At 67.1% G+C, this 26,363-nt stretch carries 27 protein-coding genes; 17 read left to right on the top strand and 10 right to left on the bottom strand.

From position 1 onward, the window contains the following. Window positions 1-37 precede the first annotated feature (37 nt). The 8 genes from rapZ (at window position 38) to ACFVWR_RS05020 (ending at window position 6,601) form a co-directional block, all read left to right on the top strand. Entirely contained in the window at window positions 38-913 is an 876-nt protein-coding gene (rapZ, locus tag ACFVWR_RS05055) for an RNase adapter RapZ (RefSeq protein ID WP_387208660.1), read from the top strand. A 56-nt stretch (window positions 914-969) separates the two neighbouring features. Beyond that, window positions 970-1,950 (top strand): DNA-binding protein WhiA, encoded by a 981-nt coding sequence (gene whiA / locus ACFVWR_RS05050; protein ID WP_387208658.1) that lies wholly within the window; start codon window positions 970-972, stop codon window positions 1,948-1,950. Between the two features lie 109 nt (window positions 1,951-2,059). Further along, window positions 2,060-2,686, top strand: a complete 627-nt coding sequence (locus tag ACFVWR_RS05045; protein WP_387208656.1) for a superoxide dismutase — start codon at window positions 2,060-2,062, stop codon at window positions 2,684-2,686. A gap of 117 nt (window positions 2,687-2,803) precedes the next feature. Next, window positions 2,804-3,814: a type I glyceraldehyde-3-phosphate dehydrogenase gene (gene gap / locus ACFVWR_RS05040; RefSeq protein WP_387208654.1), complete on the top strand. Its 1,011-nt coding sequence runs from the start codon at window positions 2,804-2,806 to the stop codon at window positions 3,812-3,814. A 15-nt stretch (window positions 3,815-3,829) separates the two neighbouring features. Further along, the gene (locus ACFVWR_RS05035) at window positions 3,830-5,047 is read left to right on the top strand and encodes a phosphoglycerate kinase (protein WP_387208652.1); all 1,218 of its coding nucleotides are present in this window, start codon (window positions 3,830-3,832) and stop codon (window positions 5,045-5,047) included. Further along, window positions 5,035-5,838, top strand: coding sequence for a triose-phosphate isomerase (tpiA, locus tag ACFVWR_RS05030; RefSeq protein WP_387208650.1), 804 nt, complete (start codon window positions 5,035-5,037; stop codon window positions 5,836-5,838). The genes ACFVWR_RS05035 and tpiA overlap by 13 nt, the downstream gene beginning before the upstream one ends. A gap of 100 nt (window positions 5,839-5,938) precedes the next feature. Beyond that, window positions 5,939-6,190 carry a preprotein translocase subunit SecG gene (gene secG, locus ACFVWR_RS05025; RefSeq protein WP_387208648.1) on the top strand — a complete coding sequence of 84 codons (252 nt, stop codon included), beginning with the start codon at window positions 5,939-5,941 and terminating at the stop codon, window positions 6,188-6,190. 42 nt (window positions 6,191-6,232) lie between these two features. Continuing rightward, on the top strand, window positions 6,233-6,601 hold the full coding sequence (locus tag ACFVWR_RS05020) for an RNA polymerase-binding protein RbpA (RefSeq protein WP_387208646.1): 369 nt from the start codon (window positions 6,233-6,235) through the stop codon (window positions 6,599-6,601). A 79-nt stretch (window positions 6,602-6,680) separates the two neighbouring features. On the opposite strand, the gene pgl is transcribed toward ACFVWR_RS05020, so the two are convergent. From pgl to tkt, 6 genes are read right to left on the bottom strand one after another with little or no spacing between them, the layout of a single operon-like run. After that, window positions 6,681-7,451 (bottom strand): 6-phosphogluconolactonase, encoded by a 771-nt coding sequence (pgl, locus tag ACFVWR_RS05015; protein ID WP_387208644.1) that lies wholly within the window; start codon window positions 7,449-7,451, stop codon window positions 6,681-6,683. Then, a complete protein-coding gene (locus tag ACFVWR_RS05010; RefSeq protein ID WP_387208642.1) occupies window positions 7,448-8,413 on the bottom strand; it encodes a glucose-6-phosphate dehydrogenase assembly protein OpcA in 966 nt (321 codons plus the stop codon). The genes pgl and ACFVWR_RS05010 overlap by 4 nt, the downstream gene beginning before the upstream one ends. After that, window positions 8,410-9,951 carry a glucose-6-phosphate dehydrogenase gene (gene zwf, locus ACFVWR_RS05005; RefSeq protein WP_387208640.1) on the bottom strand — a complete coding sequence of 514 codons (1,542 nt, stop codon included), beginning with the start codon at window positions 9,949-9,951 and terminating at the stop codon, window positions 8,410-8,412. The genes ACFVWR_RS05010 and zwf overlap by 4 nt, the downstream gene beginning before the upstream one ends. A 28-nt stretch (window positions 9,952-9,979) precedes the next feature. Next, window positions 9,980-11,590, bottom strand: a complete 1,611-nt coding sequence (locus ACFVWR_RS05000; RefSeq protein ID WP_387208638.1) for a glucose-6-phosphate isomerase — start codon at window positions 11,588-11,590, stop codon at window positions 9,980-9,982. Next, complete coding sequence (gene tal / locus ACFVWR_RS04995) at window positions 11,587-12,699, bottom strand: transaldolase (protein WP_387208636.1); 1,113 nt, start codon at window positions 12,697-12,699, stop codon at window positions 11,587-11,589. The genes ACFVWR_RS05000 and tal overlap by 4 nt, the downstream gene beginning before the upstream one ends. A 53-nt stretch (window positions 12,700-12,752) precedes the next feature. Beyond that, a complete protein-coding gene (gene tkt, locus ACFVWR_RS04990) occupies window positions 12,753-14,846 on the bottom strand; it encodes a transketolase (RefSeq protein WP_387208634.1) in 2,094 nt (697 codons plus the stop codon). Window positions 14,847-15,128: 282 nt separating this feature from the next. On the opposite strand from tkt, the gene ACFVWR_RS04985 reads away from it, so the two are divergent. Both ACFVWR_RS04985 and ACFVWR_RS04980 read left to right on the top strand, forming a co-directional pair. Then, window positions 15,129-16,049 carry a heme o synthase gene (locus ACFVWR_RS04985; RefSeq protein ID WP_387208632.1) on the top strand — a complete coding sequence of 307 codons (921 nt, stop codon included), beginning with the start codon at window positions 15,129-15,131 and terminating at the stop codon, window positions 16,047-16,049. A 9-nt stretch (window positions 16,050-16,058) separates the two neighbouring features. After that, window positions 16,059-16,607 (top strand): GNAT family N-acetyltransferase, encoded by a 549-nt coding sequence (locus ACFVWR_RS04980; protein WP_387208630.1) that lies wholly within the window; start codon window positions 16,059-16,061, stop codon window positions 16,605-16,607. Here the strand turns inward: ACFVWR_RS04980 and ACFVWR_RS04975 are convergent. Further along, window positions 16,581-17,534 carry a heme A synthase gene (locus ACFVWR_RS04975; RefSeq protein ID WP_387208628.1) on the bottom strand — a complete coding sequence of 318 codons (954 nt, stop codon included), beginning with the start codon at window positions 17,532-17,534 and terminating at the stop codon, window positions 16,581-16,583. The two genes, ACFVWR_RS04980 and ACFVWR_RS04975, sit on opposite strands and share 27 nt — an antisense overlap. 298 nt (window positions 17,535-17,832) lie before the next feature. Between ACFVWR_RS04975 and sufB the strand changes: the two genes are divergently transcribed. The 6 genes from sufB to abc-f all read left to right on the top strand — a co-directional run bounded on the left by sufB (window position 17,833) and on the right by abc-f (window position 23,631). Further along, window positions 17,833-19,251 carry a Fe-S cluster assembly protein SufB gene (sufB, locus tag ACFVWR_RS04970; RefSeq protein WP_387208626.1) on the top strand — a complete coding sequence of 473 codons (1,419 nt, stop codon included), beginning with the start codon at window positions 17,833-17,835 and terminating at the stop codon, window positions 19,249-19,251. Further along, the gene (gene sufD / locus ACFVWR_RS04965; protein ID WP_387208624.1) at window positions 19,252-20,433 is read left to right on the top strand and encodes a Fe-S cluster assembly protein SufD; all 1,182 of its coding nucleotides are present in this window, start codon (window positions 19,252-19,254) and stop codon (window positions 20,431-20,433) included. Then, a complete protein-coding gene (locus tag ACFVWR_RS04960; RefSeq protein ID WP_387208622.1) occupies window positions 20,433-20,759 on the top strand; it encodes a non-heme iron oxygenase ferredoxin subunit in 327 nt (108 codons plus the stop codon). Before sufD ends, ACFVWR_RS04960 begins: the two co-directional genes overlap by 1 nt. Before the next feature lie 5 nt (window positions 20,760-20,764). After that, entirely contained in the window at window positions 20,765-21,559 is a 795-nt protein-coding gene (sufC, locus tag ACFVWR_RS04955; protein WP_387208620.1) for a Fe-S cluster assembly ATPase SufC, read from the top strand. 9 nt (window positions 21,560-21,568) lie between these two features. Then, window positions 21,569-21,898: a metal-sulfur cluster assembly factor gene (locus tag ACFVWR_RS04950; RefSeq protein ID WP_223690573.1), complete on the top strand. Its 330-nt coding sequence runs from the start codon at window positions 21,569-21,571 to the stop codon at window positions 21,896-21,898. A gap of 134 nt (window positions 21,899-22,032) precedes the next feature. Next, window positions 22,033-23,631 carry a ribosomal protection-like ABC-F family protein gene (gene abc-f / locus ACFVWR_RS04945; RefSeq protein ID WP_387208854.1) on the top strand — a complete coding sequence of 533 codons (1,599 nt, stop codon included), beginning with the start codon at window positions 22,033-22,035 and terminating at the stop codon, window positions 23,629-23,631. A gap of 12 nt (window positions 23,632-23,643) precedes the next feature. On the opposite strand, the gene ACFVWR_RS04940 is transcribed toward abc-f, so the two are convergent. The 3 genes from ACFVWR_RS04940 to ACFVWR_RS04930 are packed head-to-tail and all read right to left on the bottom strand — an operon-like array spanning window position 23,644 to window position 25,138. Next, window positions 23,644-24,564, bottom strand: coding sequence for an SURF1 family protein (locus ACFVWR_RS04940; RefSeq protein ID WP_387208617.1), 921 nt, complete (start codon window positions 24,562-24,564; stop codon window positions 23,644-23,646). Beyond that, the gene (locus tag ACFVWR_RS04935) at window positions 24,561-24,785 is read right to left on the bottom strand and encodes a hypothetical protein (RefSeq protein WP_387208615.1); all 225 of its coding nucleotides are present in this window, start codon (window positions 24,783-24,785) and stop codon (window positions 24,561-24,563) included. The genes ACFVWR_RS04940 and ACFVWR_RS04935 overlap by 4 nt, the downstream gene beginning before the upstream one ends. Then, entirely contained in the window at window positions 24,782-25,138 is a 357-nt protein-coding gene (locus ACFVWR_RS04930; protein WP_387208613.1) for a DUF3099 domain-containing protein, read from the bottom strand. The genes ACFVWR_RS04935 and ACFVWR_RS04930 overlap by 4 nt, the downstream gene beginning before the upstream one ends. 110 nt (window positions 25,139-25,248) lie before the next feature. Between ACFVWR_RS04930 and fabG the strand changes: the two genes are divergently transcribed. Continuing rightward, complete coding sequence (gene fabG / locus ACFVWR_RS04925; RefSeq protein WP_387208611.1) at window positions 25,249-25,959, top strand: 3-oxoacyl-ACP reductase FabG; 711 nt, start codon at window positions 25,249-25,251, stop codon at window positions 25,957-25,959. The last annotated feature ends 404 nt before the right edge of the window (window positions 25,960-26,363 follow it).

Raw genomic sequence — 26,363 nt, 5'->3', positions numbered from 1 at the left:
GCTTGGGCCACACCCGGCTAGCTGAGGAGCGAAACCCATGACGACCGACAACGAGCAGCAGGAAGTGCTGATCGTCACTGGGATGTCGGGGGCGGGCCGCTCGACGGTCGCCAACGCGCTCGAAGACCTCGACTGGTACGTGGTCGACAACCTGCCGCCGCAGATGCTCCGCCCCCTCATCGAGCTCGCGAACCGGGCCGGGTCGACCCTGCCGCGGATCGCAGCAGTGGTGGATGTGCGCGGTCGCAACTTCTTCACCGACCTTCGCGACATGATCCAGAGCCTGCGCGAGGGGACCAAGGTGCGCGTGCTGTTCCTCGAGGCGACCGACGCGGCCCTGGTGCGGCGTTTCGAGGCGGTGCGCCGGCCGCATCCGCTGCAGGGCGACGGCACCATCCTCGACGGCATCGTCTCCGAGCGCTCACGGCTGCGGGAGATCAGGGAGGCGAGCGACATCATCGTCGACACCTCCGACCTGAACATCCACCAGCTCGCCACGAACATCACGGAGACCTTCGCCGCCGAGAACACGGCCGGCGTGCAGGTCACCCTCATGAGTTTCGGCTTCAAGTACGGCCTGCCGCCCGACGCCGACATGGTCGCCGACGCCCGGTTCCTGCCGAACCCGTTCTGGAATCCGGAGCTCCGGCCGTTCACCGGGCTCGACGACGTCGTTCGCGACTACGTGCTCGAACAGAACGGTGCGACCGATTTCATCGAGGCGTACGTCGCCGCGCTCGCTCCCGTCATCGCCGGCTATCAGCGCGAGAACAAACGGCACGCTCTGTTCGCGGTAGGCTGCACGGGCGGAAAACACCGCTCCGTGGCGATTGCGGAAGAGCTCGCCACGCGTTTGTCAGATCTCCCAGGGATAGCGGTGAACACCAAACACCGCGATCTCGGCCGTGAATGATGCCGGCCAGACACACATCCGGCCCCACCTAGGCCGACGACAGAAAAGGAACCCGATTGGCTCTCACCGCCGACGTCAAAGACGAACTCACGAAGGTCGAGGTCAGCAAGACCACGGTCCGGGCAGCCGAACTCGCGACGATCCTCCGGTTCTCCGGCGGTCTGCACCTGATCAGCGGCCGGATCGCGGTGGAGAGCGAACTCGACACCCCTGAGCTCGCCCGGCGCGTCCGTAAAGACCTGGCGGAACTGTACGGAGTGCGCAGCGAGGTGTCCGTGATCTCGGCATCCGGTCTCCGCCGCACCAGTCAGTACCTCGTGCGTGTGCTCGACGGCGGAGAGACCCTCGCTCGTCAGACGGGGCTCCTGGATGCGCGCCGCCGGCCGATCCGCGGCCTCCCGAATCGCTTGACCACGGGTTCCCGGGAAGAGCTCGCCGCTGTCTGGCGCGGTGCCTTCCTCGCGCACGGCTCGCTGACCGATCCCGGCCGCTCCGCCGCCCTCGAGGTCACCTGCCCAGGCAACGAGTCGGCCATGGCGCTCGTCGGCGCCGCAGGACGCCTCGGTGTCGCGGCGAAGGCGCGGGAGGTGCGCGGGGTTCACCGCGTGGTCATCCGCGACGGCGACGCGATCAGCGCGATGCTCGTGAACATGGGCGCCAAGCAGACCGTCGAGAACTGGGAGCAGCTGCGTCAGCGCCGCGAGGTGCGTGCGACGGCGAACCGCCTGGTGAACTTCGACGATGCGAACCTCCGCCGGTCGGCCCAGGCCGCCGTCGCCGCGTGCGCCCGCGTCGAGCGTGCCCTCGAGATCCTGGGTGACGACGTGCCGGAGCACCTGCGCTATGCGGGCGCGCTTCGTCTCAACTTCCGCGATTCGAGCCTCGACGAACTGGGCCACCACGCAGACCCGCCGATGACCAAGGATGCTGTGGCGGGCCGCATCCGCCGCCTGCTGGCCATGGCGGACAAGAAGGCCGTCGACCTCGGCATCCCCGGCACCGAAGCGAACCTCCCCGCAGACCTCGACGAGGTGTAGCGTCCGGGAAGCAACCGCTCGTCTCTGCGGTTGCGATCAGTAGACTGGACAAGTCGCTCGAAGCCCGGCTCGAACCGCTCGCGCCGGGATCCATATGAGGAGATGAGTAATGGCTGACTACACGCTCGCAGACCTTCCGTACGATTACTCGGCGCTTGAGCCGAACATCAGCGGAAGGATCATGGAGCTGCACCACGACAAGCACCACAAGGCCTATGTCGACGGTGCCAACACCGCTCTCGTCAAGCTTGCCGACGCTCGGGATGCCGACGACCTCGCCAATGTCAACAAGCTGCAGAAAGACCTGGCGTTCAACCTCGCCGGTCACGTGAACCACACCGTGTTCTGGAACAACCTCTCGCCCGACGGCGGCGACAAGCCCACGGGCGAGCTCGCGGCCGCGATCGACGAGTTCTTCGGATCGTTCGACAAGTTCCGCGCGCACTTCACCGCGTCGGCTCTGGGCATCCAGGGCTCCGGCTGGTCGATCCTCGCCTGGGACTCGCTGGGCCAGAAGCTCATCATCGAGCAGCTCTACGACCACCAGGGCAACCTCGCGGCGGCCACGGTTCCGCTCCTGCTGCTCGACATGTGGGAGCACGCGTTCTACCTCGACTACGTGAATGTGAAGGCAGATTACGTCAAGGCGTTCTGGAACATCACCAACTGGGGCGACGTGCAGAAGCGCTTCGAGACGGCGCGCGAAAAGACCTCGGGCCTGCTGCTACTGTCTTAGCGGGTGCGGTGTCCCGGCTGGGAACCCCGCTCGGGACACCGCTGTCCGGTTCCATTCCACAAAGCATTCAAAGAAAAACTGCGCCGTCGGCGCCTGATGAAGTAACAGGAGACATCTGTGTCCGTAAAGATCGGAATCAACGGGTTCGGCCGTATTGGGCGTAACTTCTTCCGCGCGGCTCTCGCCAAGGGAAGCGACCTGGAGATCGTCGCGGTCAACGACCTCACCGACAACAAGGCGCTGGCGCACCTGCTGAAGTACGACTCGATCACGGGCCGTCTGGATGCGACCGTCGAGCTCGACGGCGACAAGATCGTCGTCAACGGCAAGCCCATCATCGTGCTCGAAGAGCGCGACCCCGCCAACCTGCCGTGGGGCGAGCTGGGCGTCGACATCGTCATCGAGTCGACCGGCCGTTTCACCAAGTCGGAAGACGCTCGCAAGCACATCGCCGGCGGCGCCAAGAAGGTCATCGTCTCGGCTCCTGCCTCGGGTGACGACGTCGCCACCATCGTTCTCGGTGTGAACGAGGAGACCTACGACAGCGCGGTCAACGACATCCTGTCGAACGCCTCCTGCACCACCAACTGCCTCGCGCCGCTCGCCAAGGTGCTGCTCGACAACTTCGGCATCGCTCGCGGTCTGATGACGACGGTGCACGCGTACACCGCCGACCAGAACCTGCAGGACGGCCCGCACAGCGACCTGCGCCGTGCGCGCGCCGCCGCGGCGAACATCATCCCGACCTCCACCGGTGCGGCCAAGGCTCTCGGCCTGGTCATCCCGGAGCTCGTCGGCAAGCTCGACGGCTACGCCCTCCGCGTTCCGGTCATCACCGGCTCGATCACCGACCTGACCGTCGAGCTCGAGAAGTCGGCCACGGTCGAGGAGATCAACGCCGCCTACAAGGCCGCCGCTGCCGAGGGCAAGCTCAAGGGCATTTTGAAGTACACGGAAGACCCGATCGTCTCCACCGACATCGTCAGCGACCCGCACTCGTCGATCTTCGACGCCGGTCTGACCAAGGTCATCGGCAACACGGTCAAGGTCGCGTCGTGGTACGACAACGAGTGGGGCTACTCCAACCGTCTCGTCGACCTCACCGAGTACGTCGCCGACCGCCTCTAACGATTGGGAACCGACGTGACGCTCCGCACACTCGACTCACTCGGTTCGCTCGCCGGCAAGCGTGTCATCGTCCGCTGTGATCTGAACGTCCCTCTGAAAGACGGCAAGATCACAGACGATGGCCGTGTGCGAGCGTCGATTCCCACTCTGAACGCCCTGATCAATCAGGGCGCGCGCGTGGTCGTCGTGTCGCATCTCGGTCGCCCCGAGGGCGCTCCCGATGCGAAGTACAGCCTGGCCCCGGTTGCCCAGCGGCTCTGCGAGCTGCTGGGCAAGCCGGTGACGTTCGCCCGCGACACCGTGGGCTCCGCCGCCGAAGATGCCGTGGCCGGCCTCGGCGACGGTGACGTCGCGCTGCTCGAGAACCTCCGGTTCAACCCGGGGGAGACGAGCAAAGACGAGGCCGAGCGCGAATCGTTCGCGGCGAAGCTCGCCGCCTTCGGCGACGCGTTCGTCTCCGACGGCTTCGGTGTCGTGCACCGCAAGCAGGCGAGCGTCTACGAGCTGGCGAAGGCTCTGCCGAGCGCCGCCGGGTTGCTGATCTCGACCGAGCTCGACGTGCTCGACCGGCTCACCGAGAACCCGGAGCGGCCGTACGCGGTCGTGCTGGGCGGTTCGAAGGTCTCGGACAAGCTCGGCGTCATCGGCCACCTTCTGCCGCGGGTGAATTCCCTGCTGATCGGCGGCGGGATGCTCTTCACCTTCCTTGCAGCCCTGGGGCACAAGGTCGGTTCGAGCCTGCTCGAGGCCGACCAGATCGACACGGTGAAGGGATACCTCGCGAAGGCGGAGGAGCTCGGCGTCGAGATCGTGCTCCCGCGCGACGTCGTCGTCGCCTCGAAGTTCGGCGCCGACGCGGAGCACGCGGTGCGCCCGATCGACGGCATCGAAGACACCGACTGGGGCGCGAACGGTCTCGGTCTCGATATCGGACCGGAGACGGCGCAGCTCTTCTCGGAGTACGTGCGCTCGGCACGCACGGTCTTCTGGAACGGTCCCATGGGCGTGTTCGAGCTCGCGCCGTTCGCAGCGGGAACCAAAGCCGTCGCACAGGCCCTCGCCGAGGTCGACGGTCTCGCCGTCGTCGGTGGCGGTGACTCGGCGGCCGCCGTTCGTGCGCTCGGGTTCTCTGACGACCAGTTCGGTCACATTTCTACTGGTGGCGGCGCGAGCCTCGAGTTCCTCGAGGGTAAGCGACTGCCGGGACTGGAGGTCCTCGGATGGCAGCAGTGAGCCCCTCGGTGCGGCGGACGCCGCTCATCGCAGGCAACTGGAAGATGAACCTCGACCATCTGCAGGCGATCGCCTTCGTGCAGAAGCTGGCCTGGAGTCTGAAAGACGCCGGCCACGATTTCAACACCGTCGAGGTCTCGGTCTTCCCGCCGTTCACCGACCTGCGCAGTGTGCAGACCCTGGTGTCGGCCGACAAGCTGCCGATCGCGTTCGGCGGCCAGGACGTCTCCGAGCACGAGTCGGGTGCCTTCACCGGCGAGATCTCGGCGTCTTTCCTCTCCGCGCTGGAGTGCCGCTACGTGATCATCGGTCACTCCGAGCGTCGCACCCTGCACGGCGAGACGGATGAGCAGGTCGCGGCCAAGGTCGCAGCGGCTCTCGCGCACAACCTGTCGCCGATCATCTGCGTCGGCGAGACGGCGGAAGATCTCGAGGTCCACGGCGCCAGTGCCGTTCCCGTCGCCCAGCTGCGCGCCGCGCTCGCGAATGTCACCTCCGCGGCCGACATCGTGGTCGCCTACGAGCCCGTCTGGGCGATCGGGTCGGGCCAGGCGGCGACACCGGAGCAGGCCGAGCAGGTGGCTGCGGCCCTCCGCGCCGTTCTCGTCGAGACCCTCGGCGAAGATGTGGCCGCCAAGACGCGCATCCTCTACGGCGGCTCGGTGAAGTCGGGCAACATCGCGAGCTTCATGCGCGAGCCCAACGTCGACGGTGCTCTCGTCGGTGGCGCGAGCCTCGACGTCGCGGAGTTCGCCGCCATCGTCCGCTACCAGAAACACGTCGGACTCTAGCCACGCGATAACCGTGGGCGGCTCGGATGGGCCGCCTACGGTTATACTGGTCGTTGGTCTTCCCAGGCGTTCTGCCTGGTCGCATTCCGAAAGGTTTCCCGTGGCAATTCTCACCGTCGTCCTGCAGGTGCTCCTCGGCATCACCAGCCTCCTGCTGACGCTGCTCATCCTCCTCCACAAGGGGCGTGGCGGCGGCCTGTCCGACATGTTCGGCGGCGGCGTGACCTCCAACCTCGGTGCGTCGGGAGTTGCCGAGCGCAACCTCAACCGCATCACCGTGATCCTCGGCCTGGTGTGGATCGTCTGCATCGTCGTGCTCGGCCTGATCACCAAGTTCGATACCGGCGCGTAAGCGCCACTGCAGTAAGACAGCGTCAACACAGCGAGGAGCAGCATGGCATCCGGAGGAAGTGCAATTCGGGGTTCGCGCGTCGGCGCGGGCCCGATGGGGGAACAGGACCGCGGTTTCCACGCGGAGCGCATCTCGGTCTCGTACTGGGATGCTCTCGGTAACGAGACGGTACGGCACTTCGCCGCCAACCTGCCCGATGAGGAGATCCCCGACGTCATCGACTCGCCGTCGTCGGGTCTGCCCGCCGGCCGCGACAAGGAGAACCCGCCCTCGGTGGCGAAGCTCGAGCCGTACAAGACGCACCTCGCGTATGTGAAAGAGCGTCGCACCGAAGAAGAGGCCGAGCAGCTCCTCGAAGACGCGCTCAACCAGCTCCGCGCTCGTCGTGGCAAGCTGAGCGCAACGAGCTAGCAACCGCAAGCACCCAGAACACACGAGAAAGGCCCCGGAGCGAATCCGGGGCCTTTCTCGTGTGTACTGCGAGCAGAGATCAGTAGCTCGGCGCGATGAGGTTCTCGGGAACCTCGGCAGCGGCATCCTTGTCCACGAAGAACACGGTGCGCTTGCGGCCCTTGGCGCCGGCCACTGGAACCTCGGTGTAGCTCGCTCCCGCAAGCGCGAGACCGAGCGCGGACGCTTTGTCGGCGCCGGCGAGCACGAGCCAGATCCGGTCTGACGCGTTGAGCACCGGGCGGGTGAGGCTCAAGCGCTCCGGCGGCGGCTTCGGGGCGTCGCGCACCGCGACGACCGTCTTCTCGGTCTCCCGGATGCCCGAACGGTCGGGGAACAGGGAGGCGATGTGGCCGTCAGGGCCGACACCGAGGAACGTGATGTCGAATCGCGGCGTGCGAGCGCCCTCCGGGGCGAACGCTTCCAGCTCGGCCGCGTAGACGGCGGCTGCCTCGTCGAGATCGGCGATCTCGTCGGACGCGGGGAACGGGTGAACGTTCTCCGCCGGAACGCCGATGTGGTCGAGCAGAGCCTTGCGAGCCTGACGGTCGTTGCGGTCTTCGCTGTCTTTCGGCACGAATCGCTCGTCACCCCACCAGAAGTGCACCTTCGACCAGTCGACGCTGTCGCGTGCAGGCGACTCGTTCACTGCCGCGAGAACCGCGATGCCGACGGTTCCTCCGGTGAGCGCGACGTTCGCCTCACCCAGATCGTCGAGGATGTCGACGGTCTTGGTGAGGAAGCGAGCTGCGACCGAACCGGTGAGCGCTTGTTTGTCGGGGTGAACAAGCACCCGTCGTTCGTTCGTCATGCGTTCGTGCCCACTCCCGTGTCGGCGGCCTCGAGCTGGTCGAGACCTTTGGTGATCACCTCACCGAAGAGATCATCGGGGTCCAGCCTACGCAATTCTTCGGCCAGGCAATCCCGCAGGCTGCGCCGAGGCAGCGAGAGGTCGTGCGTCGGCTGGTTCGGCTGCGAGAGACGGGCGACATCCGGGATCTCGCGCTCGAGCTCGATGACGCCGGAGGCGCGACCCATGCGCACCCCGTGGATGCCGCTCGAGCCGGTGGCGCGCGACGTGAGGTCGTGCTGCACCGGCACCTGGAGCTGCAGCGACAGCCAGGCGGCGAGCAGGAGGGTGGAGGGGGAGTCGGCGGCGCCGGCCACCTCCACGTTCTCGATCGGCTCGTACGGCGGCTGGTCGAGAACGGCGGCGAGCTGGGCGCGCCACAGGGTCAACCGGGTCCAGGCGAAGTCGGTGTCGCCGGGCGCATACGTGCGCGAGAGGTGACGCAGCGCCTCCTGCGGGTCGGGCTGTGCCGACGCATCGGTGATGCGGCGCGTGGCGATGCGACCGAGCGGCGACTTGGAGACGACCTCGGGGGCGACTCCGGGCCACCACACGACCACAGGCGCGTCGGGGAGCAGCAGGCCGGTGACCAGCCCTTCCTCGTCGCTCGCGGTCTCACCGTAGGCGCGGAGCACGATGACCTCGCTGGCGCCGGCGTCGCCGCCGACACGGATCTGCGCGTCGAGGCGGGCATCCGCCTCATCGCCGGAGCCCTCCTCCTCGGTCGACACCACGATGACGCGCATCGGGTGCTCGCGGGAGGCGTCGTTGGCGGCCTCGATGGCCTCCTCCTCCTGGCCGAGGTGGGTGGCGATCACCAGGGTGAGCACACGCCCGAGAGCGACGGCGCCACCCTCTTCGCGGATCTTGACGAGGGCCTTCGAGACCTTGCTCGTCGTGGTTGCGGGAAGGTCGACAATCATGGGCGTCTCCAAACTCGGCCGTCGCGGGCGAGCAGTTCGTCAGCGGAGCTCGGTCCCCACGTTCCGGGGCGGTACTGCTCGGGCTGGCCCTGCGTGGTCCAGAACTCTTCGATGGGGTCGAGGATCTTCCAGGAGAGCTCGACCTCTTCGTGACGGGGGAACAGCGGCGGGTCGCCGAGGAGCACATCCAGGATGAGTCGCTCGTAGGCCTCCGGGCTGGCCTCCGTGAACGCGTGGCCGTAACCGAAGTCCATGCTCACGTCCCGCACCTGCATCCCGGCACCGGGGACCTTCGAGCCGAAGCGGATGGTCACACCCTCGTCGGGCTGCACCCGGATGACGAGGGCGTTCTGGCCGAGGGCCGAGGTCTGGCTCTCGGCGAACAGCTGCTGCGGTGCGCGCTTGAAGACCACGGCGATCTCGGTCACACGACGTCCCAGGCGCTTGCCGGCGCGCAGGTAGAACGGAACTCCCGCCCAGCGGCGCGTGCCGATGTCGAGCTTGATGGCCGCGTACGTCTCGGTCGTCGACTCGGGGTTCATCCCGTCCTCTTCGAGGAAGCCGACGACCTTCTCGCCGCCCTGCCAGCCGCTCGAGTACTGCCCGCGGGCCGTCGCCGTGCTCAGGTCTTTCGGCAGGCGGACAGCGGCGAGCACCTTCTCCTTCTCGGCGCGCAGATCGGCCGCGTCGAACGAGATCGGCTCCTCCATCGCCGTGAGCGCGAGGAGCTGCAGCAGGTGGTTCTGGATGACGTCGCGCGCAGCGCCGATGCCGTCGTAGTATCCGGCACGCCCGCCGACACCGATGTCTTCTGCCATCGTGATCTGCACGTGGTCGACATAGTTGGCGTTCCAGATCGGCTCGTACAGCTCGTTGGCGAAGCGCAGCGCCAGGATGTTCTGCACCGTCTCCTTGCCGAGGTAGTGGTCGATCCGGAACACCGAGTCGGCCGGGAAGACCGACTCGACCACGGAGTTCAGCTCGCGAGCGCTCTGCAGGTCGTGGCCGAACGGCTTCTCGATGACGACGCGACGCCAGCCGGTGCCGTTCTGCTCGGCCAGTCCCGAGCGACGGAGCTGCTCGGTGACGATCGGGAACGCCTTCGGCGGGATCGACAGGTAGAACGCGTGGTTTCCCATCGTTCCGCGCTCTTTGTCGAGCGTGTCGACCGTCTCTTTGAGGCGCTCGAACGCCTCGTCGTCGTCGAACTCGCCGGGCACGAAACGGATGCCCTGGGCCAGCTGCTGCCACACCTCGTCCTGGAACGGGGTGCGGGCGTACTGCTTGACCGCGTCGTAGACGACCTTCTCGAAGTCCTGATCCTCCCAGTCGCGGCGGGCGAACCCGACCAGCGAGAAGCCAGGGGGAAGCAGGCCGCGGTTGGCCAGGTCGTACACGGCCGGCATCAGCTTCTTGCGGGACAGGTCGCCCGTCACGCCGAAGATGATGAGGCTGCTCGGACCCGCGATGCGGTTCAGGCGGCGATCGGAGGGCAACCGCAACGGGTTGAACTCCGGGGTGATTTCCACCGGGGACATGAAGCTCCTTGGATGCGTGCGGACGCGGCTAGTTGAGGGCCTCGAACAGCGGGACCAGGTCGGCCTCGGGGTTCGTGAGGTTCAGCGTCAGAACAGGGCGTCCGTGCTCGCCGAGCACGCTCGCGTCGCCGGCGGCCTGAGCCTGGATCAGCTGGCCGAAGGTGAACGGGCGGTCGGGGATCGCGAGGTCTTCCTTCGCGTTCTCCGTGATCTGGAGGAACACGCCGACGGCGGGGCCACCCTTGTGGAACTGACCGGTCGAGTGCAGGAAGCGCGGTCCCCAGCCGAACGTGACGGGACGGCCCGCTTTGGCGGCCAGCAGGTCGCGGAGGCCCGCGAGCTGCGGCAGCGCGATGCGGTCGACGTACGCCTGGATGGAGACGTACCCGTCGGGCCCGAGCTGAGCCAGCAGGGCGTCGACTGCGGCGCTGAGCGTCTTGGCGTCACCGAGGAACGAACCGGTGGTGCGCACCTCGATGCCGTCGGCGACGAACGCCGGGTCGACGGGCTCCGGCCGGTTGTCGAGCAGCGCGCGAGCGGCGACCTTGGCGGCCTCCACATCCGGCTGGTCGAACGGGTTGATGCCGAGCAGGCGACCGGCGACGGCGGTGGCGAACTCCCAGACCAGCATCTGTCCGCCGAGGCTGCCCGAGACGAGGATCTCGCCCTCGTGACGGTCGGCCGGGAACAGGTGGTGCGCTTCCGCGTTGTCGACCAGGCGGACGATCTGCAGGTCGGGCAGGTTCTCGGTGACCTCGGCCGCCAGCGGGTCGAGCACGACGGGCAGCAGCCCGGTGCCCTGCTTGCCGGTCGATTCTGCGATCAGCTGTTCCGCCCAGTCGGCGAAACCGACGATGTGCGTGCCGTCGGAGATGATGCCGAGCTTGTCGCGCAGGGGAGTGGTGCCGGCGATCGCCGCTCCGAGGATGAGCCCCGGGTTGGTCGGGTCGTCGATGGCGAGCTCGAGAGACATCGTCTCCGCCTCTTCGAGCAGCTCTTCCAGGTCGACGCCGGCGAGGCCGGAGGGGACGAGGCCGAAGGCCGTGAGAGCGGAGTAACGGCCTCCGACGTTCGGGTCTGCGTTGAAGACGCGGTAACCCGCCTCACGGGCCGAGACGTCGAGCGGAGATCCCGGGTCGGTGACGATCACGATGCGCTGCGTCGGGTCGATCCCGACTTCGCGGAACGACTGCTCGTAGATGCGCTTCTGGCTGTCGGTCTCGAGCGTCGAACCCGACTTGCTCGAGATCACGACCGCGGTCGTCTCCAGGCGGTCGCGGAGGGCGGAGAGCACCTGGCCGGGCTCGGTCGAGTCGAGCACGGTGAGCTCGACACCGGCCGTGCGCGTGATGACCTCGGGAGCGAGCGACGAGCCGCCCATCCCGCCGAGCACGATGTGGTTGACGCCCTGGGCGCGCAGCTCATCGCGCACAGCGACGATCTCGGGGATCAGCGGGCGCGAGATGGAGACAGCCTCTGTCCAGCCGAGGCGCTTCGACGCCTCGGCCTCGGCATCCGGACCCCACAGCGCGGGCTCCTGCGCTGTGATGCCCGAGGCGACCAGGTCTGCGACCAGCTGAGGGACGACCGTCTTGACGGCTTCCTCAGCTGCGCCGCTCACATGGATGCGGAAACTCACTTGGCGGCCTCCAGAGCCTTCGTGACGGTCTCGAGCAGCTCGTTCCAGGAGACGATGAACTTCTCGACGCCCTCCTTCTCGAGCAGCTCGGTGACCTCGTCGTACGAGATGCCGAGCGCGTCGATGGCGTTCAGGACCTCGTTGGCCTCGGCGTACGAGCCGGTGACGGTGTCGCCGGTGATCACACCGTGGTCGAAGGTGGCGTCGAGCGTCTTCTCCGGCATGGTGTTGACCGTGTTCGGAGCGACGAGCTGGGTGACGTAGAGGGTGTCGGGCAGGCTCGGGTCCTTGACGCCGGTGGAGGCCCACAGGGGACGCTGCTCGTTGGCGCCGGCGGCGACGAGGGCCTTGGCCCGCTCGGTGGCGAACTGCTCCTCGTACACCTGGTAGGCGAGCTGCGCGTTGGCGATGCCGGCCTTGCTCTTGAGGGCGAGGGCCTCGTCGGTGCCGATGGCCGTCAGGCGCTTGTCGATCTCGGTGTCGACGCGCGACACGAAGAACGATGCGACCGACTGGATGCCCGACAGGTCGATGCCCGCGGCCTTGGCCTTCTCGAGACCGGTGAGGTACGCGTTGATGACGCCGCGGTAGCGCTCGAGGCTGAAGATCAGGGTCACGTTGACGCTGATGCCGGCCGCGATCGTCTCCGTGATGGCCTCGAGGCCCTCGACGGTCGCCGGGATCTTGATGAGCACGTTGGGCTTGTCGACCTTGGCGGCCAGCTTCTTGGCCTCCGCGATGGTGCCCGCGGCGTCGTGCGCCAGGCCCGGCTCGACCTCGATCGAGACGCGTCCGTCGACGCCGTTGGTCTTCTCGAAGACCTCGTTGAAGATGTCGCTCGCCTGGGCGACGTCATCGGTGGTGATCTCGAAGACCGCGTCGGTGACGTTCGTGCCGGCGGCGGCGAGCTGCTTGACCTGCTCGTCGTAGGCCTCGCCCTTGGAGAGGGCGGTTGCGAAGATCGTCGGGTTCGTCGTGACGCCGACGACGTTCTTCTCGGCGATGAGCTTCTGGAGCCCGCCGGTGTTGATGCGCTCGCGCGACAGGTCGTCGAGCCAGATGCTGACGCCGGCTGCGGACAGCTGGGCGGTGGGGGTGGAGTCTGTCATTTTCTTCTTATCTCCTCGTACTGCTGAAACTTGGTGGTCGGTGTCGGGGCTGCTCAGAGAGAAGCGAGCGACTCCTTGGCGGCGGCGACAGTGTGCTCGGTGGTCATGCCGAACTCGCGGTACAGCGTCTTGTAGTCGGCCGATGCGCCGAAGTGCTCGATCGAGACGCTGCGGCCGTGGTCGCCCACGTATGCGCGCCAGCTGAGCGCGAGGCCGGCCTCGATGGAGACGCGTGCCTTGACGGACGACGGCAGCACCGACTCCTTGTACTCGTCGCTCTGCTCTTCGAACCACTCGAGGCTCGGAGCCGAGATGACGCGGGCGTTGATGCCTTCGCCCTTCAGCACCTCGCGCGCGTCGACGGCGATCTGAACCTCGGAGCCCGTCGCGATGAGCAGCACGTCCGGCGTGCCGTTCGGAGCCTCGGCGAGCACGTACGCGCCCTTGACGACGTTCTTCGCGGATGCGAACGTCTCACCGCTCGCGTCGCCGTCGCCGCGCTCGAACACCGGGATGTTCTGACGGGTCAGGGCGATGCCGGCGGGGCCTTCACGTCGCTCGAGGATGGTCTTCCACGCGTAAGCGACCTCGTTGGCGTCGCCGGGGCGCACGACCGAGAGGTTCGGGATGGCGCGCAGAGCGGAGAGCTGCTCGATCGGCTGGTGCGTCGGGCCGTCTTCGCCGAGGGCGACGGAGTCGTGCGTCCAGACGAAGATCGACGGGATGTTCATCAGAGCGGCCAGACGAACCGCGGGGCGCATGTAGTCGCTGAAGATCAGGAACGTTCCGCCGAACGCGCGCGTCGGGCCGTGCAGAACGATGCCGTTCAGGATGGCCGCCATGGCGTGCTCGCGGATGCCGAAGTGCAGAACGCGACCGTACGGGTTGCCCGTCCACTCGTGCGTCGAGTGCTCGACGGGCACGAACGACGCCGCACCCTCGATGGTCGTGTTGTTCGACTCGGCGAGGTCGGCGGAGCCGCCCCAGAGCTCGGGGATGACGGCGCCGAGCGCGTTCAGCACCTTGCCGCTTGCGGCGCGGGTGGAGACGTCCTTGCCGGCTTCGAACACGGGGAGCGCCTCTTCGACGCCCTCCGGGAGCTCGCCGGTCAGGAGGCGGTCGAGGAGCTGCTTGCGCTCGGGGTTGGCCGCGGCCCACTCGTCGAAGCCGACTGTCCACTCGGCGCGCTGCTCGGCGCCGCGCTCGACGGCCTTGCGGGTGTGCTCGATGACGGCGGGCTCGACCTGGAAGGTCTGCTCGGGGTCGAAGCCGAGAACCTCTTTGACGCCGCGCAGTTCGTCGGCGCCGAGGGCGGAACCGTGGATCTTGCCCGTGTTCTGCTTCTTGGGCGACGGCCAGCCGATGATGGTCTTGAGGATGATGAGCGACGGCTTGTCGGTAACGGCCTGGGCCCCGAGGATCGCCTCGTGCAGTTCCTGCACGTCTTCCTCGTAGACGCCGGTCTTCTTCCAGTCGACGACCTGCACGTGCCAGTGGTACGCCTCGTAGCGCGCCTTGACGTCTTCGGTGAAGGCGATGTTGGTGTCGTCTTCGATGGAGATCTGGTTGCTGTCGTAGAACGCGATGAGGTTGCCGAGCTGCTGGTGGCCGGCGAGCGAGGACGCCTCGCTGCTCACGCCCTCCTGCAGGTCGCCGTCGCCGGCGATCACGTACACGAAGTGGTCGAACGGGCTGGTGCCGGGCTCGGCATCCGGGTCGAAGAGCCCGCGCTCGAAGCGGCTCGCATACGCGAAACCGACGGAGGAGGAGATTCCCTGACCGAGAGGTCCGGTGGTGATCTCGACGCCGTCGGTGTGGCCGTACTCGGGGTGGCCCGGTGTGAGCGAGCCCCAGGTGCGGAGCGCCTTGAGGTCGTCGAGCTCGAGGCCGTAGCCGCCGAAGTAGAGCTGGATGTACTGCGTCAGCGAGCTGTGACCCGCAGAGAGGATGAAGCGGTCCCGGCCCAGCCAGTGCTGGTCATGGGGATCGCGGCGCATCACCTTCTGGAAAAGCAGGTAGGCGAGCGGGGCGAGGCTCATGGCGGTTCCGGGATGCCCGTTGCCCACCTTCTCGACCGCGTCGGCCGCGAGAACGCGAGCTGTGTCTACTGCCTTGTTGTCAATGGGATCCCATTGCAGAGCTGCCACGTGAAAACTGACCCTTCGTAGAGATGGTGAGGGCCGTCTAAATGTCCCGCACCGATTGAGGTAGTGCGCGCCGTGGACGTCATCGGCACCGAGATCGCACCCTTTTCGGTTCTCCGAGAGAACACGGTGTGAGGCGGCTTCGGCTGGCGAGCATCTCCAAGTATAGGTAACACGCAAGAAACGTGGAGTGTTCCCGCTGCTGGTTGCCTAGATCGGAGGGAAGGGGTAGCGCGGGGAACGGTATCGTAGACTGTCGGGGATCACCGAGCTGTTAGAGGAGCAATGGACGTCGCTGTAGAGAGCCTGGTCGAATCGAGCCGCATCGGCTTTCGTCGCAAGCTGAAGGCGTACATCTCGCTCACGAAGCCGCGCGTCGTCGAGCTGCTGCTCGTCACCACGGTGCCGACGATGATCCTCGCCGAGCGCGGCATCCCCAACCTCTGGCTCGTTCTGGCCACCGTCATCGGCGGCTACATGAGCGCGGGCTCCGCCGGAGCGTTCAACTGCTACATCGATCGCGACATCGACCGCGTCATGAAGCGCACCAGCAAGCGGCCCCTCGTCACCGGCGAGCTGAGCGACCGCGAAGCCCTCGTGTTCGCGTGGGCGCTCGGCGTCGCGTCCATCCTGGTGCTCGGCTTCTTCGCCAACTGGGTCGCGGCCGGCCTGTCGCTGGTGGCCATCCTGCTCTACGTGGTCTTCTACACGCTCATCCTGAAGCGCCGCACTCCGCAGAACATCGTCTGGGGCGGCATCGCCGGCTGCATGCCGGTGCTGATCGGCTGGGCGGCCGTCACCGGCTCGCTCGACTGGGCGCCATTCATCCTGTTCGGCGTCATCTTCCTCTGGACGCCGCCGCACTACTGGCCGCTGTCGATGAAGTACCGCGACGATTACAAAGACGCGGGTGTCCCGATGCTCGCCGTGGTGCGCGGACGCGCGGTGGTGGGCCTCCAGGTCATCCTGTACGCGTGGGCCATGGTCGCCTGCTCGCTGCTGCTCATCCCCGTCGCGCCGATGGGGCTGTTCTACACGGTGGTCTCCGTCGCCGCCGGTGGCTGGTTCCTCTACGAGTCGCACCGCCTCTACAACCTGGCGATCCGCCACGAGAAGGTGTCGCCGATGCGCGTCTTCCACGGCTCGATCGCATACCTCACGCTCATCTTCCTCGCCGTCGCCATCGATCCGCTGCTCCCGTTCTGATCCACCGTCATGATCGCGCTGCGTTCCGCCCGGTTGGTGCTGGATGCTCCGCGTGAAGCGGATATCGACGCTGTGCTCCGCGCGTGTCAAGATCCGGAGATCCTCCGGTGGATCCCGCTGCCGCATCCGTACACCCGGGAGAGCGCCGAGTTCTTCGTGCGCAGCTACGGTCCCCACGGCTTGGCCAGCGGAAGCTACACGGTGTGGGCTCTCCGCCCGAGCGTGACCTCGCTACTGGTGGGCGTGATGGAGGTGCGTAAAGACGAGGCGCCGGGTTCGGCGTCCATCGGCTGCTGGCTCACGCCCGACGCCCGCGGCGCGGGCTACATGCGCGAGGCGCTCGCCCGGGTCGTGCAGCACGCGTTCGACCCGGCGGGTCTCGCGCTCACCCGCCTGCGGTGGGAGTCGCTCATCGGCAACGGAACGAGCAGGCGGCTCGCCGAGTCGGCGGGCTTCGCCTTCGATCCCGCAGCCGAGCACACGGTCGACTTCCTCGGTGAGCCGATGCCGGCCGAGGTCGGCGTGCTCGACTCAGCCGGCCGAGCGGGCGGCGACTGACTCCGACGCCGGGGGCGCCGCATCCGGGAGCGCGGCCGCGGGGGCCTTGAGCGACAGCACGACGGCGGTCATCGCCGCTGCGAGCATCGCCGCCAGCATCATGTGGATTCCGACCAGCACGCCCGGGAGCCCGGTGTTCGCCTGGATCAGGCCGACGGTGATCTGGAGCACCTCGACGACGAGCAGGCAGATCGCGTACCGCCGCACGGGTGTGGTGCGGATGCGCACCGACGCGACGACGAGCACGAGCGTGAGCCCGAAGGTCAGATACGCGGGGATGGCGTGCACGTGCTGCAGGATTTCCGGGTTCAGGCCGTTGCGCGGCGCGTTCGCGTCGCCGGCGTGCGGTCCGGAACCCGTGGTGGCGATGCCGACCAGGATGGTGACGGCCACCACGACCGTCGTGATGTGGGTGACGACGGCGAACCACGATGGAACGGCGAGCACACGCGGGCCCGGAACGGCGTAGAGACGCACCACGAAGGCCGCGCACAGCGCCACGAGCACCATCGACACGACGAAGTGGAGGCCGACGACGTACGGGTTCAGCCGGGTGAGCACACTGAGACCGCCGATGACGGCCTGCATGGGGATGCCGAGGCCGGCCAGCAGGGTCAGCCAGAACAGTTCGGGCCGCTGCTTGCGCAGGCGGAGGATCGCCAGGAATGCGACGATGGCGATGAGCCCCAGCACGACGCCGAGCAAGCGGTTGCCGAACTCGATGATCCCGTGGATGCCCATCTCCGGCGTGTTCACGAGCGAATCCGCCGTGCACTTCGGCCAGGTGGGGCAGCCGAGCCCGCTCGAGGTGAGGCGAACGAGACCGCCCGTGCCCACGAGCACGATCTGTGCGACGAGGTAGACCCAGGCGATCACCTTGAGTCTGGTGTCGACGCGGTCAGGCAGCCAGTCGATGATTCGCTTCATTCTCGGTGGTCTTTTCCTTGGTTCTGGATCGGATACTCGGCCAACGTGCAGGCGCGCCTCTACTATTACCGCTCACCACCTGTAGAATTGGTGAGTTCGGGGAACGCGTAACCACGCGTGCCCGTAAAGCATTCTCGCTTTGCAGCCGGGGCACCGTCGCCCGTGTCCTCGAACAGTTTAGGTACGCACACCAGCCACTCGCACAATCGTGATCCGAACTAAACGACGCCCGTCGTGAGGTTTCGGGGAATGGGCCGGAATGATAGCCGGTTACGTGTGGTAGGAAACGAGGTTGAATATGTCAGACATCCTGATCGACCGCCCCGAACTCAACAGCCTTGGGCAGTATGAGTTCGGCTGGGCGGATTCCGACGCAGCGGGTGCCTCCGCCCGTCGAGGAATCTCGCCGGAGGTGGTGACAGACATCTCCAACCTCAAACAGGAGCCGGAGTGGATGCTCCAGCGCCGTCTGAAGGCGTTGCAGCTGTTCGAGCGCAAGCCGATGCCCGCTTGGGGCGCCGACCTGTCGGAGATCGACTTCGACAACATCAAGTACTTCGTGCGGTCGACGGAGAAGCAGGCCCAGACCTGGGAAGACCTGCCCGAAGACATCAAGAACACGTACGAGAAGCTGGGCATCCCGGAGGCCGAGCGTCAGCGCCTCGTCGCCGGTGTCGCGGCCCAGTACGAGTCCGAGGTGGTGTACCACCAGATCAACGAGGAGCTCGAAGCTCAGGGCGTGATCTTCATGGACACCGACACCGCGCTGCGCGAGCATCCTGAGTTCTTCGAGGAGTACTTCGGCACGGTCATCCCCTCGGGCGACAACAAGTTCGCGGCGCTCAACACGTCCGTGTGGTCGGGCGGATCGTTCGTCTACGTACCGCCCGGCGTGCACGTCGACATCCCGCTGCAGGCCTACTTCCGTATCAACACGGAGAACATGGGCCAGTTCGAGCGCACGCTGATCATCGCCGACGAGGGCAGCTACGTGCACTACATCGAGGGCTGCACCGCCCCGATCTACAAGTCCGACTCGCTTCACTCGGCCGTGGTCGAGATCATCGTGAAGAAGAACGCCCGCGTTCGGTACACGACGATCCAGAACTGGTCGAACAACGTCTACAACCTCGTCACCAAGCGGGCCACCGCCGCCGAGGGAGCCACCATGGAGTGGATTGACGGCAACATCGGCTCCAAGGTGACGATGAAGTACCCGTCGATCTACCTGATGGGGGAGCACGCCAAGGGCGAGACCCTCTCCGTCGCGTTCGCCGGCCCCGGCCAGCACCAGGACGCGGGCGCAAAGATGATCCACATGGCGCCGTACACGCAGTCGTCGATCGTCTCGAAGTCGATCGCGCGAGGGGGCGGCCGGGCCGGTTACCGCGGTGAGGTGCGGGTGGATGCGAACGCGCACCACGCCGCGAACACCGTGCGGTGCGACGCGCTGCTGGTCGACTCGATCTCGCGCTCCGACACCTACCCGGCGATCGACATCCGGGTCGACGACGTTCAGCTCGGCCACGAGGCCACCGTGTCGCGCGTGAGCGAAGAGCAGCTCTTCTACCTCATGTCGCGGGGGCTCCCGGAAGACGAGGCCATGGCGATGATCGTGCGTGGCTTCATCGAGCCCATCGCCCGTGAGCTCCCCATGGAATACGCACTCGAACTCAACAAGCTCATCGAGATGGGCATGGAAGGCTCTGTCGGCTAAATGACCCCCGCCACCGCTCAGACCGTCGGCACCGAGCAGGCAGCTCCGCAACACATGCGCAGCGCTGTGCCCGTGCAGACCCGCTCCGACCGTTTCCACTCGACCGAGGTCGCCGATTTCCCGGCGGTCACCGGCCGTGAACCGGCTTGGAAGTACACGCCCGTCGCCCGCATCGCCGACCTGATCTCGGGGGAGCTCGACGGCGCGCCTTACATCTACGACGCGACGACCGCATCCGGTATCAGCACCGCCTGGGTCGGTCGCGACGACCGCCGCGTCGGCAGCGCCGGCAAGCCGGAGGACCGCGCGTCGGCCAACGCCTGGACGGCGTTCGAGCAGGCGCTCCTGGTCTCCATCTCGGGCGAGGAGCCCAAAGAGGCGACCATCACCCGGTCGGCCCTCGGACCGGCCGCCCGTGGCGCGCACATGATCATCGAGACGGCGCCGCACAGTGTCGCGACCCTCATCCTGCAGAACAGCGGACAGGCGAACCTCACCGAGAACGTCGAGATCGTCGTCGGCGAAGGCTCGCAGCTCACGCTCGTGACGGTGCAGGAGTGGGACGACGACGCCGTTCACGTCGCCACCCACTTCGCCAGCATCGGCCGCGACGCCCGCCTCAAGCACGTCGCCGTCACCCTCGGCGGCGGCATCGTTCGCCTCAACCCGGCCGCGCACCTCGCCGGCACCGGTGCGGACGCCGAGCTGCTCGGGGCGTATTTCGCCGACGCCGGGCAGCACCTCGAACAGCAGGTCTACGTCTTCCACGACGCCGCCAACACGCGCAGCCGTGTGACGTACAAGGGCGCGCTGCAGGGCGAGGGTGCACGCACCGTGTGGATCGGCGACGTGCTGATCGGCCCGGATGCGGTCGGCACCGACACCTACGAGCAGAACCGCAACCTCGTGCTTACCGACGGCGCGCGCGCCGACTCGGTGCCCAACCTCGAGATCGAGACCGGCGACATCGTCGGCGCCGGTCACGCCAGCGCGACCGGACGCTTCGACGACGAGCAGCTCTTCTACCTGCAGTCCCGCGGCATCAGCGAAGACGAGGCACGCCGCCTCGTCGTGCGCGGCTTCCTCGCCGACATCGTTCAGCAGATCGGTTCCCCGGCACTGCAGGAGCGGCTCCAGGCCGCCATCGAGGCGGAGCTCGAACCCGTCACGGTGGCCGGCTGATGGCGGCGACGCGAGTCTGCTCGGCCGGTGAGCTCGTGACCGATCAGGCGTCCCGCGTGGTGGTCGACGGCATCCCGATCGCGCTCGTGAAAGACGCCGCCGGCGACATCCACGCCATCGGAGACACCTGCACGCACGGCGAGATCTCGCTGTCCGAGGGGTTCGTCGAGGGCGAGACGCTCGAGTGCTGGGCCCACGGGTCGCAGTTCTCCCTCCTCACGGGAAAGCCCATCAACCTTCCGGCGTACGAGCCGGTCCCCGTCTTCCAGGTCGACGTGATCGACGGAGACGTCTACATCGACCCGAACGCAACGAAAGAGATTTGAGAGTCATGTCAGTTCTTGAGATCCGCGACCTCCACGTCACCGTCGAGACGGACCAGGGCGTCAAGCCCATCCTGAACGGTGTCGACCTGACCATTCGCGAGGGCGAGATCCACGCGATCATGGGCCCGAACGGATCGGGCAAGTCGACGCTGGCTTACACGATCGCCGGGCACCCGAAGTACACGGTCACCCAGGGGAGCATCACCCTCGACGGCGCCGACGTGCTCGCCATGACGGTCGACGAGCGCGCCCGTGTCGGGCTCTTCCTCGCCATGCAGTACCCGGTGGAGATCCCCGGTGTGACCAACACCAACTTCCTGCGCACCGCCAAGACGGCGATCGACGGCGAGGCGCCGTCGATCCGCAGCTGGGTGAAAGATGTGCGCGAGTCGATGGACAAGCTGCGCATGGACAAGTCGTTCGCCGAGCGCAACGTCAACGAAGGGTTCTCGGGCGGCGAGAAGAAGCGCAACGAGATCCTTCAGCTCGAACTGCTGAAGCCCCGGTTCGCGGTGCTTGACGAGACCGACTCCGGTCTCGACGTCGACGCGCTGAAGATCGTGTCCGAAGGCGTCAACCGGGCCAAGGCGAACACCGGGCTCGGCATCCTGCTCATCACGCACTACACGCGCATCCTGCGCTACATCCAGCCCGACTTCGTGCACGTGTTCGTCGCAGGCAAGGTGGCAGAGCAGGGCGGCCCCGAGCTCGCCGAGCGTCTGGAAGAAGAGGGCTACGACCGCTATGTGGACGCTCCGGAACCGGCCAAGGCCGATGCCGCAGAGTTCACCGAGGCGTAGGCTTCGAACATGCCAGCGACACTAGCGCCCGCGCTCTTCGACCAGGTCGAAGAGGCGCTGAAGAACGTGATGGATCCCGAGCTCGGGATCAACGTCGTCGACCTCGGCCTGATCTACGACCTGGCCTGGGACGACGAGAACAACGCGCTCATCATCTCGATGACGCTCACCTCTGCCGGCTGCCCGCTCACCGACGTGCTCGAGGAGCAGACCGCCGAATCGCTCGACGGCATCGTGGAGGCTTTCCGCATCAACTGGGTGTGGATGCCGCCGTGGGGCCCCGAGCGCATCACCGATGACGGCCGCGACATGATGCGGGCTCTCGGCTTCGCCATCTAGCTGTACCCATCGAAGGGTCTCGACACGCCGCGCCGGCTTCGGCCGACACGGCGTGTCGAGACCCTTCGTCTGCGTGAAATAGACTGAACGCTTCCCCCTCACGACCCACACCCCGAACGAATTGGATGACGCCTGTGCTCAACGTGCAAGACCTTGAGCTCAGAGTCGGCGCACGCCTCCTGATGGAGAACGTGAGCTTTCGGGTGGCCGCGGGAGACAAGATCGGGCTGGTCGGGCGCAACGGCGCAGGCAAGACCACGCTCACCAAGGTGCTTGCGGGCGACCTGATGCCCTCGGGCGGCAAAGTCGATCGCAGCGACGAGATCGGCTACCTGCCGCAGGACCCGCGCTCGGGCAACCTCGACGACCTGGCGCGCACCCGCATCCTCGACGCCCGCGGGCTCGGATCGACGGTGCTCGGGATGCAGCAGGCGACCATCGACATGGCGAGCCCCGACGAAGCGGTCTCCGCGGCGGCGATGAAGAGCTACGGCCGGCTGGAGGAGCGCTTCCACATGCTCGGCGGCTATGCCGCCGAGGCGGAAGCGGCGTCCATCGCGAGCAACCTGAAGCTCCCCGACCGCATCCTCGACCAGCCGTTGAAGACCCTCTCGGGTGGTCAGCGCCGCCGCATCGAGCTGGCCCGCATCCTGTTCTCCGACGCCCAGACGCTCATCCTCGACGAGCCGACGAACCACCTCGACGCCGACTCGGTCGTCTGGTTGCGCGAATTCCTCAAGGGATACCCGGGCGGGTTCATCGTGATCTCGCACGACGTGGAGCTCGTGGGCGAGACCGTGAATCGCGTGTTCTACCTCGATGCGAACCGTCAGGTCATCGACATCTACAACATGGGCTGGAAGAACTACCAGCGGCAGCGCGCGGCTGACGAGGAGCGCCGCAAGAAGGAACGCGCCAACGTCGAGAAGAAGGCCGGCGTGCTGCAGCTGCAGGCGGCCAAGTTCGGTGCGAAGGCGTCGAAAGCGGCGGCCGCGCACCAGATGGTGGCGCGCGCCGAGAAAATGCTCTCCGGTCTCGAGGAGGTGCGGGCCGTCGACCGCGTCGCCAAGCTCCGCTTCCCGACACCGGCGCCGTGCGGCCGCACCCCGCTGCAGGCGAGCGACCTCTCCAAGAGCTACGGCTCCCTCGAGATCTTCACCGCCGTCGACCTGGCCATCGACCGCGGCTCCAAGGTCGTGGTGCTGGGACTGAACGGTGCGGGCAAGACCACGCTGCTCCGGATGCTCGCCGGCGTCGACGCGCCCGACACCGGCCAGATCGAGCCGGGCCACGGGCTCCGCATCGGGTACTACGCGCAGGAGCACGAGACGATCGACGTGAACGCCTCCGTGCTGCAGAACATGGTCTCGTCGTCGCCGAACCTCACGGAGACCGAAGCGCGACGCGTGCTCGGCTCGTTCCTGTTCACGGGCGACGACTCCCACAAGCCGGCCGGTGTGCTCTCCGGTGGCGAGAAGACGCGTCTCGCGCTGGCGATGATCGTCGTCTCCGGCGCCAATGTGCTGCTGCTCGACGAGCCGACCAACAACCTCGACCCAGCCAGCCGCGAAGAGATCCTCGACGCGCTCGCGCACTACGAGGGCGCCGTCGTTCTGGTGAGCCACGACGAAGGGGCGGTCGAAGCGCTCAACCCGGAGCGCGTGCTGATCCTGCCCGACGGCGTCGAAGACCACTGGAACAGGGACTACCTCGACCTGATCTCGCTGGCGTAGCGGATACCCGCGTCAGCGGGCGGCGTCGACGAGGTCGTCCTCCACGTCGGCGTCGGTGCGCTTGAGCGCGCGTTTGCGTCTGCGCTCCTCGGCGCGGGCGCGCTCCTCCGGGTCGTCCTCGTTGCGCTTGCGGTACTCGGTGAGCAACGCGTAACCCAGACCGAAGAAGCCGATGAGAGCGAAAATGATCCACTGGATCATGTACGACCAGTGCAGGCCCTCGTCTTGCGTGGGCGGATCGGTGACGGTGAGGGTCGGCGCCTCCGCCGGTGCCGGCTTCTCGGAGTCGAGCAACCCGTAGGCGCCGGTGTAGACGTCGGCACCGCCGAGCTTTTCCTTCACGACGGAGAGCTGGATGGTGCCGACCTGGTTTCCGCTCGCCGTGCGCCCGGCGATGCCAGGCTCGCTCGGCTTGAGTCGCGCCACGACGGTGACCGTGCCCGCCGGGGCCGCCGGCACGGATTCGGGGGAGTCCTCCGAGTTGCCGGTGGGGACCCATCCGCGGTCGACGATGAAGAGCGCGCCGGTCTCGGTGCGCAACGGGGTCAGCACCTCGAAGCCGGGGCCGCCGTTGAAGGGACGATTGCGTACGAGGAGCTGCTTTTCGCGCTCGTAGGTTCCGGTCATGGTGACGCGCGTCCACTGCTGGTCGGCGTCGAACGACGTCAGCGTCGGCAGCTCTTCGCTCAGAGGCACCGGGTGCGAGTTGAAGTTCGCGGCGATCACCGCGTTCGCTGCGGCCGCCTCCTTGCTCCGCGCCAGCTGCCACGCCGACAGACAGCCGCAGGCGATGGCGAACACGATCGCGAAGGCCAGGTAGCCCAGCCAGCGGCGCGAGAAGGCGAACCGCCAGCCGGCACTCGCGGGACTTGCGCCGGTGTCGCTGGCGTCGCTCGGCCCGCTGCTCTCGTTGTCGGGAAGAGGGGTGTTCATGCGCTGTCCCGCGCATCCTCGATCGCGACGACGGCGACCGGAAAGTCACGAGCGGCCAGAAACTCGCGCAGATAGTCGACGTGCTCGCTGCAGGCCAGCCAGACCTTCACCCGGTCGGCGGAGTGGATCTTCGGGTTGCGCCACTCGATCCGCCAGCCGGCCGTTTCGCGGCACCCGGCACGCGAACAGGTCAACGGCTCCGGCTCACCGAAACCGATCACTCGTCTGGGCCTTTCGTAGGGGTGTCATTCGTCTCCGTGCCGGCGGCGCCGTTCGCGTCGCGAGGCTCTGAGGGCTGTCCCGGCTGCGGAGGCGCCATGGGCAGGATAATGCCCGGACGCTGAACGTCGTCTCTGCGTCCCTCGGTCGAAACGTTGGCGAGCACGACGGCGAAGTAGGGGAGGAAGATCGCGCCGATCGCCGGGATCACGGCCCACCAGCCGGGAACGAACAGGATCGCGATGATGCAGAGCACACGGATGCCCATCGCTACCGAGTATTTGATCATCCGGTGGCGTCGCTCTTCGTCGGGCGAGAGCGGGAGATTCGTGATCGACTGCTGCTGATGCTTCATGGGCGTTGCGATAAGCCTACGTCCATCCGAAACGCGCGGAGGGGCGTGCCCATAAACTGGGACGCGATCGTTTTCCGGGCACACCGCCCGGCAGTGTGAGAGGACACCGGATGACAACCCCACGAACCGTGCTCGTAACGGGCGGAAACCGCGGAATCGGCTACGCGATCGCGGAGGAGTTCGTCGCCCAAGGGCATCGGGTGGCTGTCACCGCGCGTTCGGGAGAGGGTCCTGAAGGAACTCTCACCGTGCGCGCAGACGTGACCGACAGCGCATCCATCGACGCGGCCTTCTCGGAGATCGAGGAGAAGCTCGGTCCGGTGGAGGTCGTCATCGCGAACGCCGGTATCACGCGCGACACCCTGCTCATGAGAATGAGCGACGACGACTTCGACACCGTCGTCGACACGAACCTCGGCGGTGCGTTCCGCGTCGTCAAGCGCGCGTCGAAGGGGATGCTCAAGGCGCGCTACGGTCGAGTCGTCCTGATCTCGAGCGTCGTCGGCCTCTACGGTTCGGCCGGCCAGGTCAACTATGCGGCGTCGAAGGCCGGCCTTGTCGGCATCGCACGGTCGCTCACGCGCGAACTCGGCGCCCGCGGAATCACGGCGAACGTCGTGGCTCCGGGCTTCATCGAAACTGATATGACGGCGGCGCTGCCCGACACCCAGCAGGCTGAGTACAAGAAGAACATCCCCGCCGGACGTTTCGCGACCGCCTCCGAGGTCGCGAAGGTCGTCGCCTGGGTGGCCGGCGACGACGCCGGCTACATCTCTGGCGCGGTCATCCCCGTCGACGGCGGCCTCGGGATGGGCCACTAGCCGCACCCCGCCCGTCCCGTCCCGTCGCTGCCGGTCGCGGCCCGTCCCCTCCCGTCGCTGCCGGTCGGCTTGAGTGTGGCTGCTGCGGTCGAGTGTGCCCGCTGTACCGGCCACATCCGACCGCTCCGGCCACGCTCGTCGCGAACGGTCCATCTCGTCGCGAATGGTCCATGTCGTCGCGAACGGTCCACTTCGTCGCGCGCGGGGTGCGCACTACCCGGCCGGCTCGCCGAGTGTGGCGACTGCGGTCGAGTGTGCCCGCTGTACCGGCCACATCCGACCGCTCCGGCCACGCTCGTCGCGAATGGCCCATGTCGTCGCGAACGGTCCACTTCGTCGCGCGCGGGGTGCGCACTACCCGGCCGGCTCGCCGAGTGTGGCGACTGCGGTCGAGTGTGCCCGCT

The organism is Leifsonia sp. NPDC058292 (assembly GCF_042880955.1).
Taxonomy (GTDB): Bacteria; Actinomycetota; Actinomycetes; order Actinomycetales; family Microbacteriaceae; genus Leifsonia.
Note: the sequence above shows the minus strand (reverse complement) of the source record. Positions and strands in the feature narration are given on the sequence as shown.

Coding starts and splice junctions, on each gene's coding strand:
- rapZ (WP_387208660.1), top strand. CDS start 38: ATGACGACCGACAACGAGCAGCAGGAAGTGCTGATCGTCACTGGGATG.
- fabG (WP_387208611.1), top strand. CDS start 25,249: ATGACAACCCCACGAACCGTGCTCGTAACGGGCGGAAACCGCGGAATC.
- ACFVWR_RS05010 (WP_387208642.1), bottom strand. CDS start 8,413: ATGATTGTCGACCTTCCCGCAACCACGACGAGCAAGGTCTCGAAGGCC.
- sufB (WP_387208626.1), top strand. CDS start 17,833: ATGTCAGACATCCTGATCGACCGCCCCGAACTCAACAGCCTTGGGCAG.
- tal (WP_387208636.1), bottom strand. CDS start 12,699: ATGACAGACTCCACCCCCACCGCCCAGCTGTCCGCAGCCGGCGTCAGC.
- ACFVWR_RS04940 (WP_387208617.1), bottom strand. CDS start 24,564: ATGAACACCCCTCTTCCCGACAACGAGAGCAGCGGGCCGAGCGACGCC.
- ACFVWR_RS04985 (WP_387208632.1), top strand. CDS start 15,129: ATGGACGTCGCTGTAGAGAGCCTGGTCGAATCGAGCCGCATCGGCTTT.
- ACFVWR_RS04950 (WP_223690573.1), top strand. CDS start 21,569: ATGCCAGCGACACTAGCGCCCGCGCTCTTCGACCAGGTCGAAGAGGCG.
- ACFVWR_RS05020 (WP_387208646.1), top strand. CDS start 6,233: ATGGCATCCGGAGGAAGTGCAATTCGGGGTTCGCGCGTCGGCGCGGGC.
- tpiA (WP_387208650.1), top strand. CDS start 5,035: ATGGCAGCAGTGAGCCCCTCGGTGCGGCGGACGCCGCTCATCGCAGGC.
- ACFVWR_RS05045 (WP_387208656.1), top strand. CDS start 2,060: ATGGCTGACTACACGCTCGCAGACCTTCCGTACGATTACTCGGCGCTT.
- ACFVWR_RS04975 (WP_387208628.1), bottom strand. CDS start 17,534: ATGAAGCGAATCATCGACTGGCTGCCTGACCGCGTCGACACCAGACTC.
- sufD (WP_387208624.1), top strand. CDS start 19,252: ATGACCCCCGCCACCGCTCAGACCGTCGGCACCGAGCAGGCAGCTCCG.
- ACFVWR_RS04930 (WP_387208613.1), bottom strand. CDS start 25,138: ATGAAGCATCAGCAGCAGTCGATCACGAATCTCCCGCTCTCGCCCGAC.
- sufC (WP_387208620.1), top strand. CDS start 20,765: ATGTCAGTTCTTGAGATCCGCGACCTCCACGTCACCGTCGAGACGGAC.
- ACFVWR_RS04960 (WP_387208622.1), top strand. CDS start 20,433: ATGGCGGCGACGCGAGTCTGCTCGGCCGGTGAGCTCGTGACCGATCAG.
- ACFVWR_RS04980 (WP_387208630.1), top strand. CDS start 16,059: ATGATCGCGCTGCGTTCCGCCCGGTTGGTGCTGGATGCTCCGCGTGAA.
- pgl (WP_387208644.1), bottom strand. CDS start 7,451: ATGACGAACGAACGACGGGTGCTTGTTCACCCCGACAAACAAGCGCTC.
- zwf (WP_387208640.1), bottom strand. CDS start 9,951: ATGTCCCCGGTGGAAATCACCCCGGAGTTCAACCCGTTGCGGTTGCCC.